At 70.3% G+C, this 16,392-nt stretch carries 13 protein-coding genes, 5 tRNA genes and 1 pseudogene; 10 read left to right on the plus strand and 9 right to left on the minus strand.

The window, feature by feature from the left end; all coding sequences use genetic code 11:
• Positions 1-32: 32 nt before the first annotated feature.
• On the plus strand, positions 33-749 hold the full coding sequence (gene ndgR, locus ACZ4XJ_RS19605) for an IclR family transcriptional regulator NdgR (RefSeq protein ID WP_112450208.1): 717 nt from the start codon (positions 33-35) through the stop codon (positions 747-749).
• A gap of 173 nt (positions 750-922) precedes the next feature.
• On the opposite strand, the gene ACZ4XJ_RS19610 is transcribed toward ndgR, so the two are convergent.
• The 9 genes from ACZ4XJ_RS19610 to ACZ4XJ_RS19650 all read right to left on the minus strand — a co-directional run bounded on the left by ACZ4XJ_RS19610 (position 923) and on the right by ACZ4XJ_RS19650 (position 4,908).
• Positions 923-995, minus strand: a tRNA-Glu gene (locus ACZ4XJ_RS19610).
• 20 nt (positions 996-1,015) lie between these two features.
• Positions 1,016-1,087 (minus strand) — tRNA-Gln (locus tag ACZ4XJ_RS19615).
• Positions 1,088-1,111: 24 nt separating this feature from the next.
• Positions 1,112-1,184 (minus strand) — tRNA-Glu (locus ACZ4XJ_RS19620).
• 61 nt (positions 1,185-1,245) lie between these two features.
• Positions 1,246-1,318, minus strand: a tRNA-Glu gene (locus tag ACZ4XJ_RS19625).
• 26 nt (positions 1,319-1,344) lie between these two features.
• Positions 1,345-1,416 (minus strand) — tRNA-Gln (locus ACZ4XJ_RS19630).
• An 87-nt stretch (positions 1,417-1,503) separates the two neighbouring features.
• The gene (locus ACZ4XJ_RS19635; RefSeq protein WP_362875858.1) at positions 1,504-2,232 is read right to left on the minus strand and encodes an HAD family hydrolase; all 729 of its coding nucleotides are present in this window, start codon (positions 2,230-2,232) and stop codon (positions 1,504-1,506) included.
• 115 nt (positions 2,233-2,347) lie between these two features.
• Positions 2,348-3,823, minus strand: coding sequence for a glutamate--tRNA ligase (gene gltX, locus ACZ4XJ_RS19640; RefSeq protein ID WP_362875857.1), 1,476 nt, complete (start codon positions 3,821-3,823; stop codon positions 2,348-2,350).
• Positions 3,816-4,622 carry a fumarylacetoacetate hydrolase family protein gene (locus ACZ4XJ_RS19645; RefSeq protein WP_468496872.1) on the minus strand — a complete coding sequence of 269 codons (807 nt, stop codon included), beginning with the start codon at positions 4,620-4,622 and terminating at the stop codon, positions 3,816-3,818. The genes gltX and ACZ4XJ_RS19645 overlap by 8 nt, the downstream gene beginning before the upstream one ends.
• A 97-nt stretch (positions 4,623-4,719) precedes the next feature.
• Positions 4,720-4,908, minus strand: a complete 189-nt coding sequence (locus ACZ4XJ_RS19650; protein ID WP_362875855.1) for a hypothetical protein — start codon at positions 4,906-4,908, stop codon at positions 4,720-4,722.
• Positions 4,909-5,489: 581 nt separating this feature from the next.
• On the opposite strand from ACZ4XJ_RS19650, the gene ACZ4XJ_RS19655 reads away from it, so the two are divergent.
• The 9 genes and pseudogenes from ACZ4XJ_RS19655 to ACZ4XJ_RS19695 form a co-directional block, all read left to right on the plus strand.
• Positions 5,490-9,275: a nitrate- and nitrite sensing domain-containing protein gene (locus ACZ4XJ_RS19655; RefSeq protein WP_468496873.1), complete on the plus strand. Its 3,786-nt coding sequence runs from the start codon at positions 5,490-5,492 to the stop codon at positions 9,273-9,275.
• A 9-nt stretch (positions 9,276-9,284) separates the two neighbouring features.
• Complete coding sequence (locus ACZ4XJ_RS19660; RefSeq protein ID WP_150207164.1) at positions 9,285-9,698, plus strand: roadblock/LC7 domain-containing protein; 414 nt, start codon at positions 9,285-9,287, stop codon at positions 9,696-9,698.
• Between the two features lie 152 nt (positions 9,699-9,850).
• On the plus strand, positions 9,851-10,243 hold the full coding sequence (locus ACZ4XJ_RS19665) for a DUF742 domain-containing protein (protein ID WP_215149806.1): 393 nt from the start codon (positions 9,851-9,853) through the stop codon (positions 10,241-10,243).
• The gene (locus ACZ4XJ_RS19670; protein WP_362875853.1) at positions 10,224-10,808 is read left to right on the plus strand and encodes a GTP-binding protein; all 585 of its coding nucleotides are present in this window, start codon (positions 10,224-10,226) and stop codon (positions 10,806-10,808) included. The genes ACZ4XJ_RS19665 and ACZ4XJ_RS19670 overlap by 20 nt, the downstream gene beginning before the upstream one ends.
• 293 nt (positions 10,809-11,101) lie before the next feature.
• Positions 11,102-14,290: a sensor histidine kinase gene (locus ACZ4XJ_RS19675; protein WP_362875852.1), complete on the plus strand. Its 3,189-nt coding sequence runs from the start codon at positions 11,102-11,104 to the stop codon at positions 14,288-14,290.
• Positions 14,291-14,300: 10 nt separating this feature from the next.
• Positions 14,301-14,714, plus strand: a complete 414-nt coding sequence (locus ACZ4XJ_RS19680) for a roadblock/LC7 domain-containing protein (protein WP_030037347.1) — start codon at positions 14,301-14,303, stop codon at positions 14,712-14,714.
• 93 nt (positions 14,715-14,807) lie between these two features.
• The gene (locus ACZ4XJ_RS19685; RefSeq protein WP_362875851.1) at positions 14,808-15,368 is read left to right on the plus strand and encodes a DUF742 domain-containing protein; all 561 of its coding nucleotides are present in this window, start codon (positions 14,808-14,810) and stop codon (positions 15,366-15,368) included.
• Positions 15,349-15,942 carry a GTP-binding protein gene (locus tag ACZ4XJ_RS19690; RefSeq protein ID WP_319192543.1) on the plus strand — a complete coding sequence of 198 codons (594 nt, stop codon included), beginning with the start codon at positions 15,349-15,351 and terminating at the stop codon, positions 15,940-15,942. Before ACZ4XJ_RS19685 ends, ACZ4XJ_RS19690 begins: the two co-directional genes overlap by 20 nt.
• Before the next feature lie 140 nt (positions 15,943-16,082).
• Positions 16,083-16,280: pseudogene (locus ACZ4XJ_RS19695) on the plus strand (NACHT N-terminal Helical domain 1-containing protein); the annotation flags it as partial.
• Positions 16,281-16,392: the final 112 nt, after the last annotated feature.

Below are 16,392 nucleotides of genomic sequence, written 5' to 3' on the forward strand. Positions count from 1 at the left end.
CGTTTCACAGTGTGAGACGCGAATATCGTTTCATGGACAACTCTAGCGGCGTCGGCGTTCTCGACAAGGCAGCTCTGGTATTGAGCGCACTGGAGTCCGGTCCGGCCACCCTCGCCGGGCTGGTCGCGGCGACAGGGCTCGCACGACCCACGGCACATCGCCTGGCCGTGGCACTGGAACACCACCGCATGGTGGCGAGGGACATGCAGGGCCGGTTCATCCTCGGCCCGCGGTTGGCAGAACTTGCCGCCGCGGCCGGCGAGGACCGTCTGCTGGCCACGGCCGGACCGGTGCTCACGCACCTCCGTGACGTGACGGGCGAGAGCGCGCAGCTCTACCGCCGTCAGGGCGACATGCGCATCTGCGTGGCAGCGGCGGAACGACTGTCGGGCCTGCGGGACACCGTCCCGGTGGGCTCCACCCTGCCCATGAAGGCGGGTTCGGCAGCGCAGATCCTGATGGCCTGGGAGGAGCCCGAGCGGCTCCACCGTGGCCTGCAGGGCGCGCGCTTCACGGCCACGGCCCTGTCGGGCGTACGACGCCGGGGCTGGGCCCAGTCGATCGGCGAGCGGGAGCCCGGCGTGGCCTCCGTCTCCGCGCCGGTGCGCGGGCCGTCGAACCGCGTGGTGGCCTCCGTATCGGTCTCCGGCCCGATCGAGCGCCTGACCCGCCACCCGGGGCGCATGCACGCCCAGGCCGTCATCGACGCGGCCGCCCGTCTGACGGAGGCCCTGCGCCGCTCCAGCTGAGCACCCCCCGACCCGAAGGACCTCTCACCCATCCCCCCGGGTCCGGGGGCGCGTACGACGCCGCACACGTCCGAACTCGCGCCTCCGGGCCCGCACTTGTCCGCCGGCCCGACCGGTGGCCGGGAACGGCGAAGAGGCCCTCCGCGATGATCGCGGAGGGCCTCTTCCTCATGTACCCCCGACCGGATTCGAACCGGCGCTACCGCCTTGAGAGGGCGGCGTGCTAGGCCGCTACACAACGGGGGCCTGTTTACTGCGGTACTGCGCTGGGCTACCAGGACTCGAACCTAGAATAAGAGAACCAGAAACTCTCGTGTTGCCAATTACACTATAGCCCAAAGGTCTAGACCAACTAGACACCGTACCCCCGACCGGATTCGAACCGGCGCTACCGCCTTGAGAGGGCGGCGTGCTAGGCCGCTACACAACGGGGGCCCTAGCGATCCTGCATCAAAACATCCGGGTGCGACCCTGGAGATCTCGCGGGAAGGATCTGTACCCCCGACCGGATTCGAACCGGCGCTACCGCCTTGAGAGGGCGGCGTGCTAGGCCGCTACACAACGGGGGCAAGCACTGCGTCACTACTGAACTGCGCTGGGCTACCAGGACTCGAACCTAGAATAAGGGAACCAGAAACCCTCGTGTTGCCAATTACACTATAGCCCACCAAAACTCAAGACCCTGAGGGGCTTTCGTTCGGTTAGCGCCTCCGGCCCGGCCCTTTCGGCCCGCTCGGGCGGCGCAGAAAGAACATTACCGGATGCCTGACCGTGCTCCAAAACGGGTATCGGCGGCCAGTAGCCGCAGGAGCCCGTCGAGTCCCGTGATCCGGTGCACGCCGTCGGGTCCGGAACCACGGCCGCCGTCCCGGTCCAGCCAGACGGCCGCGAGCCCGGCGTCGTGGGCGCCGCGGGCGTCGATCTCCGGCTCGTTCCCCACGTAGACCACCTCGTGCGGCTCCAGGGCCAGCTCCGCGCACGCCGCGCGGAAGGCGCCCGCGTCGGGCTTGCTGATGCCCAGCTCGGCGGCGCAGACCAGGACCTCGAAGCGGTCGCGCAGCCCGAGGTGGCGCAGCTTGGGGTCCTGGTTGGCCACGGAGGAGTTGGAGAGCACCCCGTGCCGGTGGGTGGTGGCCAGGGCGTCCAGCACGGGCACGACGTCCGGGAAGAGCGCCCAGGCGCCCCGGTAGTGCTCCACGTACCGTGCGAACCAGTCGTCGGCCTCGGCGTCGCTCATCGCGGGGAGCCCCGCGAACTCCCGCACCCGGTCCCGGCGCTGCCCCTGGAAGGTTCCGTGCCCCGCGGCGAAGCGGTTCCAGTGCCGCTCGGTGATCCGCCGCCACCGTGCGAGCGCCTCGTGCGGGGCCCCGTACCGTCCGGCGGTGCCCTCCGCGAGCAGGTGCGCGGCCAGTCCGGCCCGGTCGGCGCTCGTGTAGTCGAAGAGGGTGTCGTCGATGTCCCACAGCACGGCGCGGATCGGCATACGGCCGAGCCTACGCCGGGGCGCCCGGCCTCGGGAGGGCAACGGGGAAGTACGACCGGGAACGCCGCGGGGGCGACGGCCGGCGCGGCCGTCGCCCCCGCGGGGGTGGTGCGGGTCAGGCGGTGAGCTTGGCCAGGGTGGCGTCGATGCGGGCCAGCGAGCGCTCCTTGCCCAGGATCTCCAGGGACTCGAAGAGCGGCAGGCCGACGGTGCGGCCGGTCACGGCGACGCGGACGGGGGCCTGGGCCTTGCCGAGCTTGAGGCCGTGGGCCTCGCCCGCGGTCAGGACGGCCTGCTTGAGGGCCTCCGGGTCGGACCAGTCGGCCGTCTCCAGGTTGGCGCGGGCCGTGGTCAGCAGGGCCGCGGGCTCTCCCTTCATCGCCTTGTCCCAGGACGCCTGGTCCTCGACGGGCTCCCGGCGGAAGAGGAAGTCCACGTTCGCGGTGATGTCCGACAGGACGGTGACGCGGGTCTGGGCGTGCGGGGCGATGCGGGCCCACGCCTCGGCGTCGAAGTCCTCGGGCGCCCAATTGGCGTGCGGGGCCGTGAGCCAGGGGGCGCAGGCGTCCGCGAAGTCCTTGGGGTCGAGCTGCCGGATGTGGTCGGCGTTGATCGCCTCGGCCTTCTTGAGGTCGAAGCGGGCCGGGTTGGCGTTGACGTCCGGGATGTCGAACTTCGCCACCATCTCCTCGATCGAGAAGATGTCCTGGTCCTTGGAGAAGGACCAGCCGAGCAGCGAGAGGTAGTTCAGCAGGCCCTCGGGCAGGAAGCCGCGCTCGCGGTAGAGGTTGAGCGAGGACTCCGGGTCGCGCTTGGAGAGCTTCTTGTTGCCCTCCCCCATGACGTACGGCAGGTGGCCGAACTCGGGGACGGCCTTGGCGACGCCCAGCTCGATCAGTGCCCGGTAGAGCGCGATCTGGCGGGGGGTGGAGGACAGCAGGTCCTCGCCGCGCAGGACGTGGGTGATCTCCATCAGCGCGTCGTCGACCGGGTTGACCAGGGTGTACAGCGGGGCGCCGTTGGCCCGGACGATGCCGAAGTCCGGGACGTTCTCCGGGGTGACGGAGATCTCGCCGCGGACCAGGTCCGTGAAGGTGATCGTCTCGTCGGGCATCCGGAAGCGGACGATCGAGGCGCGACCCTCGGCCTCGTACGCGGCCTTCCGCTCCGCGGTCAGCTCGCGGCAGTGGCCGTCGTAACCGGAGGGCTTGCCGGCCGCGCGGGCGGCGTCGCGCCGCTGGTCGAGCTCCTCGGTGGTGCAGTAGCAGCTGTAGGCGTGGCCGCCGTCCTGGAGCTTCTTCGCGACGTCCGCGTAGATGTCCATGCGCTGCGACTGGCGGTACGGGGCGTGCGGGCCGCCGATCTCGGGGCCCTCGTCCCAGGTGAAGCCGAGCCAGCGCAGCGAGTCGAGCAGCTGGTCGTACGACTCCTCGGAGTCGCGGGCCGCGTCGGTGTCCTCGATGCGGAAGACGAACGTGCCGCCGTGGTGGCGCGCGAACGCCCAGTTGAACAGGGCGGTGCGGACCAGGCCCACGTGGGGGTTGCCGGTCGGGGAGGGACAGAAACGTACGCGGACGGGTCCGTTAACCACGCTTGATCACCTTGTTGGTGAGAGTGCCGATGCCTTCGATGGTGACGGCGACCTCGTCGCCGACGTTGAGGGGGCCGACTCCGGCCGGGGTCCCCGTGAGGATGACGTCGCCCGGGAGCAGGGTCATGGCCTCGCTGATGTGCACGATCAGGTCCTCGATGGAGCGGACCATGTCGCTGGTGCGGCCGAGCTGGCGTTGTTCGCCGTTGACGGTGCACTGGATGGTCAGGTCGCTCGGGTCGAGGTCGGTCTCGATCCACGGGCCGAGGGGGCAGGAGCTGTCGAAGCCCTTGGCCCGGGCCCACTGCTTCTCGCGCCGCTGCACGTCGCGGGCGGTGACGTCGTTGGCGCAGGTGTAGCCGAGGATCACGTCCTTGACGCGCTCCTTGGGGACCTCGCGGCACATGCGGCCGATGACCACGGCGAGTTCCGCCTCGTGGTGGAGGTCCTGCGAGAAGGAGGGGTACGTGATCGGGTCGCCGGAGCCGACCACCGAGGTGGAGGGCTTGAAGAAGGTGAGGGGCGGTTCGAGCGCGCCCTGCTCGTCGACGAGGGAGTTCCCGAGCTCCGCCGCGTGCTCCGCGTAGTTGCGGCCGACGGCCACGATCTTGTTCGGGAGCACGGGCGGCAGCAGCCGGACCTTGGCGAGCGGGACCTTCGTGCCGGAGAGCTCGAAGTCCGCGAACGGGATGCCCTTGATGATGTCGAGGACGAGCTCGCCCTCGGCGCCGGGGGCGGCATCGCCCTCGACCGCGCCGAAGGCGACGTTGCCGTCGATCGAGAACCTGGCGATGCGCACGTGTTGCGTCTGCCCCTCTGTATGTCCGCTTGCTGGAGTCTGCGGACTCCAGGCTAACGCGGCGGGCGGGGGCGTTCGGCGCTCCGTACCCGGGGGACTACGGCGCGGCGACCGCGACCGGGGCGTCCATCAGGATCGTGCGGCGGGGGTTCGCGGTCTGGGCCGGCAGCTCGACGGAGTGCTCCGGGGTGGCCGGGGCCGCCTGCAGCTCCTCGGCGTCCTCGAGGTGCGCGAGGGTGGTGCGGCGGGGGTTGGCTATGTTGCGGAACAGCATCGTCGTCTTCATCGGAGTCCGGGGCCCTCGGTTCGGTCGTGGTGGGTGGTGGTTGTGTGATGCGCCAACCCTGGCGCCAACCCTTCAATGGGCAAGGCTAAACATCTGAATCCCCGGCTGAACCGGGAAGTAATGGCCATGGGCGTGTGAGTTTGCTCACCAATGACCGGGCATTCCCGGCATACCAGACAGTGGATTCCGACCGACCAATCGGACATTGCGCCACTGAATGCGCCATTCCGCTCCTGATCATCAGGACTGGGACACCTTGCCAGGCGCGAGCTTTGATTGGCGTAAGTCCGGTTCGTCCCGGTAGCGGTTCCACGTCGCGTAGCGTTCCTGTCACGTGCCGTGACGGCTCGCCGGGGCGACACGCGCACCTTGTTGGAGATCCCCCACTGTGCTGGAATTCGCGGGACCGCCGCGGGAATCAGCCGGCGCGCAGGTGGCGCGAGACAGCGCCGAGCGCGGTGGCAACGGAGAGGGAGACGCGCCGGTCACCGACGACCACCATGGGGCCGTCAGTGCCCCAAGACTCGACACCGTCCCACCGCTCACCCGGCGGGGCGCCTGGTCCAGAGGTTGCGACGCTAGTGCAGGGACGATTCAAGAGGGATGGCAGCGCTGCGGCGGAGCAGGAGCCGCGCGGCGGGACCGACCGTGGCTCCTCGCCCCAGCACGCCCAGAACCGCGGGCCGGCTGTCGAAGGAGCGGGACCCGATGCCTCCGCTTCGGTGAAGGCGAAGGGACGCGGAAAGTCGGGCAAGCCCGGTAAGGCCGTCAAGGCCAAGCCCAAGGGCAAGCTCGACGCGCCCCAGCCGGCGGCCGAGGCGATACCGAAGGCTCCCGGGCCCGGTTCCCGTCTCGCCATGCAGAACTGGCGCATCAGCACGCGACTGGTGTCGCTGCTGACCCTGCCGGTCGTCGCCGCCACCACGCTCGGTGGCTTCCGCATCAACGACTCGATGAACGACATCTCGCAGCTGGAGCACATGCAGCTGCTGACGACGATGACCCGGCAGGCCACCAACCTGGCCGCCATGCTCCAGGAGGAGCGGGACAAGTCGGCCGGTCCGATGTCCGTCGCCAAGGACGGCAAGACCAACAGCCTCGTCGAGGGCGTCCGCGACCAGACCGACGCCGCCGCCATCGCCTTCACGGCGGCGACGGAGAAGGTCAACAACACCAAGGACCAGGACGAGACCCTCCAGTCGATCCGCAGCAACATCCTGCAGATCGCGCGCCAGCTGACCGGCATCGAGGACATCCGCAAGAAGGCGTACGCCAACGGCGCCCAGCAGACCGTCACCGAGTACAACGCACTGATCACCTCGCTCCTCTCGCTGTCGCAGGACATGGCCCAGGCCACCTCCAGCCCCGAGATGATCAAGCGCACCCGCGCCCTGGCGGCCTTCTCGTCCGCCAAGGAGTACGCCTCCATCCAGCGCGCGGTCATCGCCGCCTCGCTCCCCGAGAACGGCGCCCAGCCGGGCAAGTTGGAGGAGAACGACCGCCTCTACGCGCTCTCCGCGCTCCGCGGTGAGAGCCAGTCCCGGAAGGCCTTCGACGTGGCCTACCAGGGCAAGGCGGAGGACCTCCTCGCCTCGCTCGGGGACGGCAATTCGGAGATCGGCACCGCGGACCACTACGCCCGCCGCGTCCTGACCACCCCGGGACAGCTCGGCAAGGAGAAGAACCGGTCCTGGATGGACTGGTACGACGCCGACGACACCAAGCTCCAGGCGATGAAGGTCATCGAGCTGACGCTGCTCGAGGACATGGAGCAGAAGGCCCGCGAGCTCAAGAGCGAGTCGCAGCAGGACGCCATCATCAACGGTGCCCTGATCCTCCTCGTCCTCGGTGTCTCCCTCGTCGGCGCCTTCGTCATGGCCCGGTCGATGATCCGCTCGCTGCGCCGCCTGCAGGACACCGCGACGCGCGTCGCCCAGGACCGTCTGCCCGAGCTCGTCAAGCAGCTCTCCGAGTCGGACCCGCAGGACGTGGACACCTCCGTGGAGTCCGTCGGTCTGCACACCCGCGACGAGATCGGCCAGGTGGCCGCGGCCTTCGACGACGTGCACCGCGAGGCCGTCCGCCTCGCCGCCGAGCAGGCCCTCCTCCGGGGCAACGTCAACGCGATGTTCACCAACCTCTCGCGCCGCTCGCAGGGCCTCATCCAGCGTCAGCTCTCGCTCATCTCCGAGCTGGAGTCGCGCGAGGCCGACCCGGACCAGCTGTCCTCGCTCTTCAAGCTCGACCACCTCGCGACCCGCATGCGCCGTAACGGCGAAAACCTCCTCGTCCTCGCGGGTGAGGAGCCGGGCCGCCGGTGGACCCGCCCCGTCCCGCTCGTCGACGTGCTCCGCGCCGCGGCGTCCGAGGTGGAGCAGTACGAGCGCATCGAACTCTCGTCGGTGCCCGGCACCGACGTCGCCGGCCGCGTCGTCAACGACCTCGTCCACCTGCTCGCCGAGCTGCTGGAGAACGCCACCTCGTTCTCCTCCCCGCAGACCAAGGTCAAGGTGACCGGTCACGCGCTGCCCGACGGCCGCGTGCTCGTCGAGATCCACGACACCGGCATCGGCCTCTCCCCCGAGGACCTGGCCGCGATCAACGAGCGCCTCGCGGCGCCGCCGACCGTGGACGTCTCCGTCTCCCGCCGCATGGGCCTGTTCGTGGTCGGCCGCCTGTCCCTGCGACACGGCATCCGCATCCAGCTGCGCCCCTCCGACTCGGGCGGTACGACGGCTCTCGTCATGCTGCCGGTGGACGTCGCCCAGGGCGGCAAGAAGCCGGCTCCGATGCCGGGCCAGGGCGGCCCGGGATCCCAGGGCAACGCCGGCGGCACGGGCGGTCCCGGCGCGGGTGGCCCCGGTGGTCAGGCTTCGATGGCCGGTGCGGGTACCCGTCCCCCGGTCGGCGCCGGGCCGCAGCGCGGTCAGGTCGCCGGTGGCGGACAGCGCCCCGCGCTGCCCGGCCAGGGCGGTGGCCCCGGTCAGCAGCAGCGCCCCCAGGGGCAGGGTCCGGGCCAGGGTCAGGGCCCGCAGGGCGGTCGCCCGCAGCAGGGCGGCCCCTCGGCTCCGACCGGCCAGGGTCAGGCGGCCTTCGGCAGCGGTGGCCCGCTGCCCACGCGCGGCCCGTCCGGCGGCCCGCAGGCCCGTCCGGCGGCGCCCCAGTCCTCCGGGCCCGGCGCGTTCGCCCAGGGCAACGGCTTCGAGCGGCCGCAGCAGCCCCAGCAGAGCCGTCAGCAGGGCCAGTTCCAGCAGGGTCAGCAGCCCGGACAGCAGCAGCCGCAGCAGGCCGCACAGCAGCAGCCCGGCGGCCAGCAGCAGGCCGGCCAGCAGCCCGCCGCTCCGGTCCAGCGCAAGCGGCCGCAGCTGCCGCCGCGCGGCGGCGCCCCCCGTGCGGAGCTCCCGGGCACCGGCGCTTCGCCCGCCGGGATCCCGCAGTCCGCCAGCTGGGGCTCCGCCCAGGGCGGCCACGAGGTCCCGCGCGGCCACGACGAGCTCTCGGGCCCCGGCTCGACCTCCGAGTTCGCCCGCCCGGACTACAACGCCCCCTACCCGCCCCAGGCCACCGGCGGCAACCCCGCCAACAGCACGACCGGCCAGTTCGAGCGTCCCGACGTACGGGGTCCCCTGGACCCGTCCACCACGGGCCAGTTCGAGCGCCCGCAGCTGGGCGGCCCCCTCGACCCGGCCTCGACGGGCCAGTTCGCCCGTCCGGTCCCGCCGCAGCAGCACGCTCCGGCACCGCTGCCCGGCGGTCCGGGTGTCGGTGGCTACGGGCAGGAGCAGCAGCCCGGCGGTTACGCGCCGGCGCCCCTCCCGGTTCAGCGTCCCGACGCGCCCCGGCTGCCCCAGACACAGCCCGAGGCCCTGCCGCCGGCGCAGCCCACGAGCGGTCCGGGCCGCAGCCCGATCTTCGACACGCTGGAGTCGAACTGGTTCCGCGAGGAGGGCGAACAGCCCGCCGCGCAGGCACCGGCCGTACCCCAGCAGCAGGCACAGGCTCAGCGCGGCACGGAACTCGCCGCCGAGCCCGCCGCGGCGGTCACCGGCACCTCGCCGACCGTCAGCTGGCGCTCCTCCCCCAACGACGAGCTGATGCGGCAGGCCGAGCGCGTCCGTCAGCCCGCCGCCGGAGGGATCACGACGTCGGGGCTGCCCCGCCGGGTACCGCGGGCGAACCTCGTGGCCGGCACCGCGCAGCAGCAGGCCGAAGCCCAGGCGGGCCCGCAGGTTTCGCGTGCTCCGGACGACGTCCGTGGCCGTCTCACCAACCTCCGACGCGGTATCCAGCAGGGGCGCCAGGCCGGCACCACCGGCCCCGCGACCGGCAGTTACCACATCGACCCCACTTACCAGCAGGAGCGTTAGTTGAGTTCGATGAGCCAGGCGGCACAGAACCTGAACTGGTTGATCACCAACTTCGTGGACAACACCCCAGGGGTGTCCCACACGGTGGTGGTTTCCGCCGACGGACTCCTTCTGGCGATGTCCGAAGGATTCCCCCGTGACCGCGCCGATCAGCTGGCGGCCGTGGCCTCCGGTCTGACGTCGCTGACCGCCGGTGCCTCCCGCATCTTCGAGGGCGGCCCCGTCAACCAGACCGTCGTGGAGATGGACCGGGGATTCCTCTTCCTCATGTCCGTCTCGGACGGCTCCTCGCTGGCCGTACTCGCGCACCCCGAGTGCGACATCGGCCTCGTGGGCTACGAAATGGCCCTCCTCGTGGACCGCGCGGGCAGCGTCCTCACCCCGGACCTGCGCGCCGAGCTCCAGGGAAGCCTGCTCATCTGACTGCACGTCCCCCGGCCGGACGGTACTTCCGGCCGGGGGAGCCGGGACCCCACCCCCGGTACCCAGTACCCCCGACAGGCCGTCATCACGTCCCCCCACCGGCCGCCCCGTCAGACGGCACGCTGACCACTGCTGTCCAGCCCGGAGGATCAATGACCCCGCCCCCCGCCTATCCCGATGCGTACGGAGATTCGTACTCGGATGGCGACCAGCCGCTGGTACGTCCGTACGCGATGACCGGTGGCCGGACCCGTCCGCGCTACCAGCTCGCCATCGAGGCGCTGGTCAGCACCACGGCCGATCCGATGCACCTGTCCGGCCTGCTGCCGGAGCACCAGCGCATCTGCACGCTCTGCCGTGAGGTGAAGTCGGTCGCGGAGGTCTCCGCACTGCTGTCGATGCCGCTCGGTGTCGCCCGGATCCTCGTCGCCGACCTGGCCGAGGCCGGAATGGTGGCCATCCACCAGCCGGGCAATGGAGAGGCCGGCGGAACGCCGGATGTAACGCTGCTCGAGAGGGTTCTCAGTGGACTTCGCAAGCTCTGACGGCGGAGCGGCTCCTCGCTCCACCACCTCCGCGAAGATCGTGGTCGCGGGCGGCTTCGGCGTGGGCAAGACCACGTTCGTCGGCGCGGTCTCCGAGATCAACCCGCTGCGCACCGAGGCCGTGATGACGTCCGCGAGCGCGGGCATCGACGACCTCACCCACACCGGTGACAAGACGACCACCACGGTCGCCATGGACTTCGGCCGCATCACCCTGGACCAGGACCTGATCCTGTACCTCTTCGGTACCCCGGGTCAGGACCGCTTCTGGTTCATGTGGGACGACCTGGTGCGCGGCGCCATCGGCGCCATCGTGCTGGTCGACACGCGGCGCCTGGCGGACTGCTTCCCCGCGGTGGACTACTTCGAGAACAGCGGCCTGCCGTTCGTCGTCGCCCTCAACGGCTTCGAGGGGCACCAGCCGTACACGCCGGAGGAAGTCCGCGAGGCCCTGCAGATCGGCCCGGACGCCCCCATCATCACCACCGACGCCCGGCACCGCGGCGACGCCAAGAGCGCGCTCATCACGCTCGTCGAGCACGCCCTGATGGCGCGGCTCAAGTAACACGATTCCGCACGCCGTGCACCGGGGCGGGCTGTGTCCTACGACACGGCCCGCCCCTGTCGTTCATAACGTTTCGACAGAGAATTATCGAGGGCGTGCGCACACGGTGCGTTCGTCCGGTACCGCTGCGCGCACATATGGCCCGGTTTTTGCCGCAGCTCGCTCTTTATGTCCGGTTTATGTGGGGCTCAAGGCTCTGTGAATCGCCGATTTCAACTGTTTGGAACACGGCCGTCAACCGTGCTGGAATTCAACGAACTAGCTAGTAGCACCGCCGAGAGGTTGTTGGTCGAGTGAGGCGAAGCAACTCGAGCCCCGCGGATGAACCCGCGCGCGGCAACTTCACCCCGCCGCCGCGCGCGGCCACGTCATCCGTCGACGTGCCCGTGGACCCACCCACGAGCGGCGGTAGCACCAGCAAGCTGTCCCCCCGCAACTGGCGCGTACCGACCCGTCTGAACGCCATCCTCCTCGTACCCGTCCTCGTCGGACTGGTCATGGGCGGTTTCCAGGTCAAGGGTTCGGTCGACAGCTGGAACGAGGCGAAGGACGCCGAGAAGACCGCGCGCATCGTCCAGGCGGCTGCCGAGTACGGCCAGGCTCTGCTCAACGAGCGCGACCTGACCGCCGAGCCGCTCCTCAAGGGCGACCGCAACAGCGAGGTCGTGTCGAAGGCGTACGCCGCCACCGACGCCGCCAAGGCCAAGTTCGCGACGGCCGCGAAGGACCTGCCCTCGAAGCAGGGCCTGGAGCGCCGGCTGGAGCTCTTCCGCCAGGAGGAGCCGAAGCTGGAGCAGGTCCGCAAGACCGCCTACGCGGTGCCCGAGTCGGCGAAGAAGAACCTCCCGGCCTCGGCGGGTCCCATCCCGACCGAAGAGGGGTACGTGCTGGTCCAGCACTACCTCATGCAGTTCTCCAACGAGCTCGGCCTCGGCACCGGCAACGTCACCAGCTACGGCCGCATGGTCTACGCGATCGAGCTGGCGAAGGCCGCGAACTCCCTCCAGCGCTCGGTCGGCACGCACCTGCTGGTGCGTCCGAACGAGAACGAGGAGGTCCGCAAGGCCCAGCTCGTCGCCTTCTCCTCCTACGCCTACCTCGAAGAGATAGCCATCGGCGAGTACGTCGCCGCCGGTACCGACGAGGAGACGAACCGGCTCAAGGAGGTCATGGGCAAGAAGTCCCAGGAGGGCGCCGCCAAGCTCGCGCAGGCCAAGCAGGCCGCCGAGCAGTCCGGCGCCGCCTTCAAGGCTCCGCCCGTGGTCAACGGCTCCCCGCTGGTCGGCATGACCGAGGCGATAGCCGGCGGCGACAAGAACACGAAGCTGGCCCTGAACGGCACCACGCCGGCCGCCTGGCAGGCCGCCTCCACGGCCAAGTTCGACGGTTACGCCGAGATCGAGAAGGAACTCCTCGAAAAGGCCGTCGACGACGCCGTCGCGGTCTCCGACGAGTCCCGCGGCGACGCCATCCTGACCGGCGCGATCGTGGTCGTGGCCCTGCTCGCCGCCTTCATCCTGGCCGGCATGATGGCCCGCCAGATGGGCCGTGCGATGCGCCACCTGCGCAGCTCGGCCTTCGACATCGCCGAGCAGCGCCTGCCGATGCTCGTCGACCAGCTCTCGCGCACCGACCCGGGCAAGGTCGACACCCGCGTCGCGCCGATCCCGATCAACTCCCAGGACGAGATCGGCGAGGTCGCCCGCGCCTTCGACCAGGTCCACCGGGAAGCGGTCCGGCTCGCCGCCGAGCAGGCGCTCCTGCGAGGGAACGTCAACGCGATCTTCACGAACCTCTCCATGCGCAACCAGTCGCTGATCGAGGGCCAGCTGACCCTCATCACCGACCTGGAGAACAACGAGGCCGACCCGGACCAGCTGGAGAACCTCTTCCGCCTGGACCACCTGGCCACCCGCATGCGCCGCAACGGCGAGAACCTCCTCATCCTCGCGGGTGAGAACCCGGGCCGCCGCTGGGACCAGCCGGTGCCCCTCGTCGACGTGCTGCGCGCCGCCTCCTCCGAGGTGGAGCAGTACGAGCGCATCGAGCTCTCCGGCGTCTCCGAGGCCGAGATCCACGGCCAGGCCGTGACCGACCTCGTGCACCTGCTGGCCGAGCTGCTGGAGAACGCCACCACGTTCTCCTCCCCGCAGACCAAGGTCCGGGTGAACGCCACGCGTCTGCCGGACGGCCGCGTCATGGTCGAGATCCACGACAAGGGCATCGGCCTCACCGCCGAGGACTTCGCGGACATCAACCACAAGCTGGCCAACCCGCCGACCGTGGACGCCGCGATCTCGCAGCGCATGGGTCTGTTCGTGGTCGGCCGGCTGGCGGACCGCCACAGCATCCGCGTCCAGCTGCGTCCCTCGGGCGAGGCCGCGGGCACCACCTCGCTGGTCATGCTCCCGGACGCGATCACCCACGGTGGCGGTGGCGAGGGCATCCCGGACGACGACTTCACGGTCTCCTCGATGATTCCGGAGCAGAAGTCCCAGCAGGCCGCCCCGCTGCGCACCGCCGCCGAACTCGGCTTCGACGACTCGGCGTACGACCGCCAGGGCGACCGCAGCGCCGACGCTGCGCCCGCGGACCCCGTCGTACGGTCGCTGGGCCGCGAGGAGCGCCGGGCCGCGCTGGAGGCTCAGGTCGGCTTCCCGCAGGGGCAGGCCGAGTACCCGTCCCAGGACTATCCGGAACCTCAACCGGAACACGGCTACCAGCCGTACCAGGGCTACGAGGAACCGGCCGCGCAGGGCTACCAGAACACCTGGGACGCTCCGCAGCAGCCGGTGGGCCAGGAGGCCTACCCGGACCAGGCATATGCCTATCCGGAGGTCGGCTACCAGGACCCCCAGCAGCCCGCCCCGTCGTACGAGGGTGGCTACGAGGACCAGTCCCAGCAGGGCGAGTGGCCCCAGCAGAACACCTATTCGGGCTCCTACCAGCAGAGCTACGGGACCGAATCGGAATCGACGTCCGCTCCCGAACCGGCCGCGGAGCGCGTAGGCTTCGACCGTCCGGGCGCCGCTGCCGACACCGGTCACCAGATGACCGGAGCGGGCCTGCCGCGACGCGGCAGCCAGCAGCAGTGGCAGCCGGCGAAGCAGGAAGCGGAGTCCACCGGATCTCTCTTCGAGCAGCGGCCGCAGCGTCAGCAGCAGCCCGCCGAACCGAAGCGGGCCCCGGAGGAATCCGAAGGCACCGAGTCCTGGCGCTCGACGAACGACGAGCGCTGGCAACAGGCCGGCAAGCTCCGTGAGCCGAAGGCGGGCGGGGTCACCCCGTCCGGTCTCCCTCGGCGGGTGCCCAAGGCCAACCTGGTCGAGGGTGCTGCGGAGACGACTCCGCAGGGCGGCCCCCAGGTCTCCCGCGCACCGGAGGACGTCCGTGGCAGGTTGAGCAACCTGCGGCGTGGTGTCCAGCAGGGACGCAACGCGGGATCCGAGCAGTCAAGTAACAGCTATGACCAGGAGCGTTAGTGTGAGCCCGATGAGCCAGGCGGCACAGAACCTGAACTGGTTGATCACCAACTTCGTGGACAACACCCCAGGGGTGTCGCACACGGTGGTGGTCTCCGCCGACGGACTCCTTCTGGCGATGTCCGACGGATTCCCGCGCGACCGCGCCGATCAGCTGGCGGCCGTGGCCTCCGGTCTGACGTCGCTGACCGCCGGTGCTTCCCGCATCTTCGAGGGTGGCGCCGTCAACCAGACCGTCGTGGAGATGGACCGCGGGTTCCTCTTCCTCATGTCCGTGTCGGACGGTTCCTCGCTCGCGGTGCTCGCGCACCCCGAGTGCGACATCGGCCTCGTGGGCTACGAGATGGCCCTCCTCGTGGACCGCGCGGGCAGCGTCCTCACCCCGGACCTGCGCGCGGAGCTCCAGGGAAGTCTTCTCAACTAGCAAACAAGCAGTGCGTTTCGCGTCACCGCACCATAGGGTGCGGTGGCGCGGTTCCACAGGGAGTACTGCGTTCTTGGAGTCGGAGGAGGAAACGTGACAACACCCGGAGGACATCCTTATGGCGGCGCGCAGCAGCCGCAGGGTGGGCACGACCAGAACCGCTTCAACTTCCCCTCCGCTCCCAGCCGGCCCGTGCCGGAGCACAACCCGTACCAGCAGTACGGCCAGCCCCAGCAGCCGCAGCAGCCTCCGCAGGGCCATCGGCCCTCGCAGAGTCCCATGCGGTCCTCGCAGCCCCCGGCTCCGAAGGCGCACAACCCGCTGGTGCGTCCGTACGCCATGACCGGCGGCCGTACCCGGCCGCGCTACCAGCTCGCCATCGAGGCGCTGGTCAGTACCACGGCCGATCCCGCGCGGCTGCAAGGGCAGTTGCCCGAGCACCAGCGCATCTGCCGCCTGTGCCAGGAGATCAAATCCGTCGCGGAGATCTCGGCACTCCTCTCCATTCCTCTTGGTGTCGCCCGAATCCTCGTCGCCGACCTGGCGGAGGCGGGCCTCGTCGCCATCCACCAGCCCGGCGGCGACGAGTCCGCGGGCGGCCAGCCAGATGTGACACTGCTCGAAAGGGTGCTCAGTGGACTTCGCAAGCTCTAACGGAGGTTCTGCCGGAGGAGCACCGCGCTCCACCACCTCCGCGAAGATCGTGGTGGCGGGCGGCTTCGGCGTGGGCAAGACCACGTTCGTCGGCGCGGTCTCCGAGATCAACCCGCTGCGCACCGAAGCCGTCATGACCAGCGCCTCCGCCGGCATCGACGACCTCACCCACACCGGTGACAAGACGACCACCACGGTCGCCATGGACTTCGGCCGCATCACCTTGGACCAGGACCTGATCCTGTACCTCTTCGGTACCCCGGGTCAGGACCGCTTCTGGTTCATGTGGGACGACCTGGTGCGCGGCGCCATCGGCGCGGTCGTGCTCGTGGACACGCGCCGTCTGGCGGACTGCTTCCCCGCGGTGGACTACTTCGAGAACAGCGGCCTGCCGTTCGTGATCGCCCTCAACGGCTTCGACGGGCACCAGCCGTACACGCCGGAGGAAGTCCGCGAGGCCCTGCAGATCGGCCCGGACGCCCCCATCATCACCACCGACGCCCGGCACCGCGGCGACGCCAAGAGCGCGCTCATCACGCTCGTCGAGCACGCCCTGATGGCCCGCCTGCGGTAGGCGCTCCGCCCGGACGTTTCACCCGGGACGCCGGGAACCCGTGACGGGTTCCCGGCGTTCTCTCCTTCTGACGGAGGGGGGTAGGCGTGAGCGCCGAGGTCGCGGCCATCAATCTGGGCAGGGTGCTGGCCACCCGCGCGGTGTCCTTGTGGCTCGCGCCACGCCGGCGTGCGCAGGAGGCCGACTCCTCCATGGCGGACCTGATTCGCTTCCGCGTACCGGGGCTGCGCCATCAGCGGGGCCTGGAGCGACAGTTCGAGGACATGGCCGATGCCGTGGCCGCGCGCCTGGAGCCGCTGCTGGCGCGCACCGAGCGGGCCGTCACCGAACTGCTGGCCCGTACCACGACGTTGGCCGCCGAGGTGGCCCGCGCGCTGGACCGGCTGCCCGTCCGCTCGCTGTACGCGCCCGAGGGCGAGGACGAGGCGTTCCGGCGGGAGTACCTGGAGC

The sequence above is a fragment of the Streptomyces sp. NPDC029836 genome, assembly GCF_055574495.1.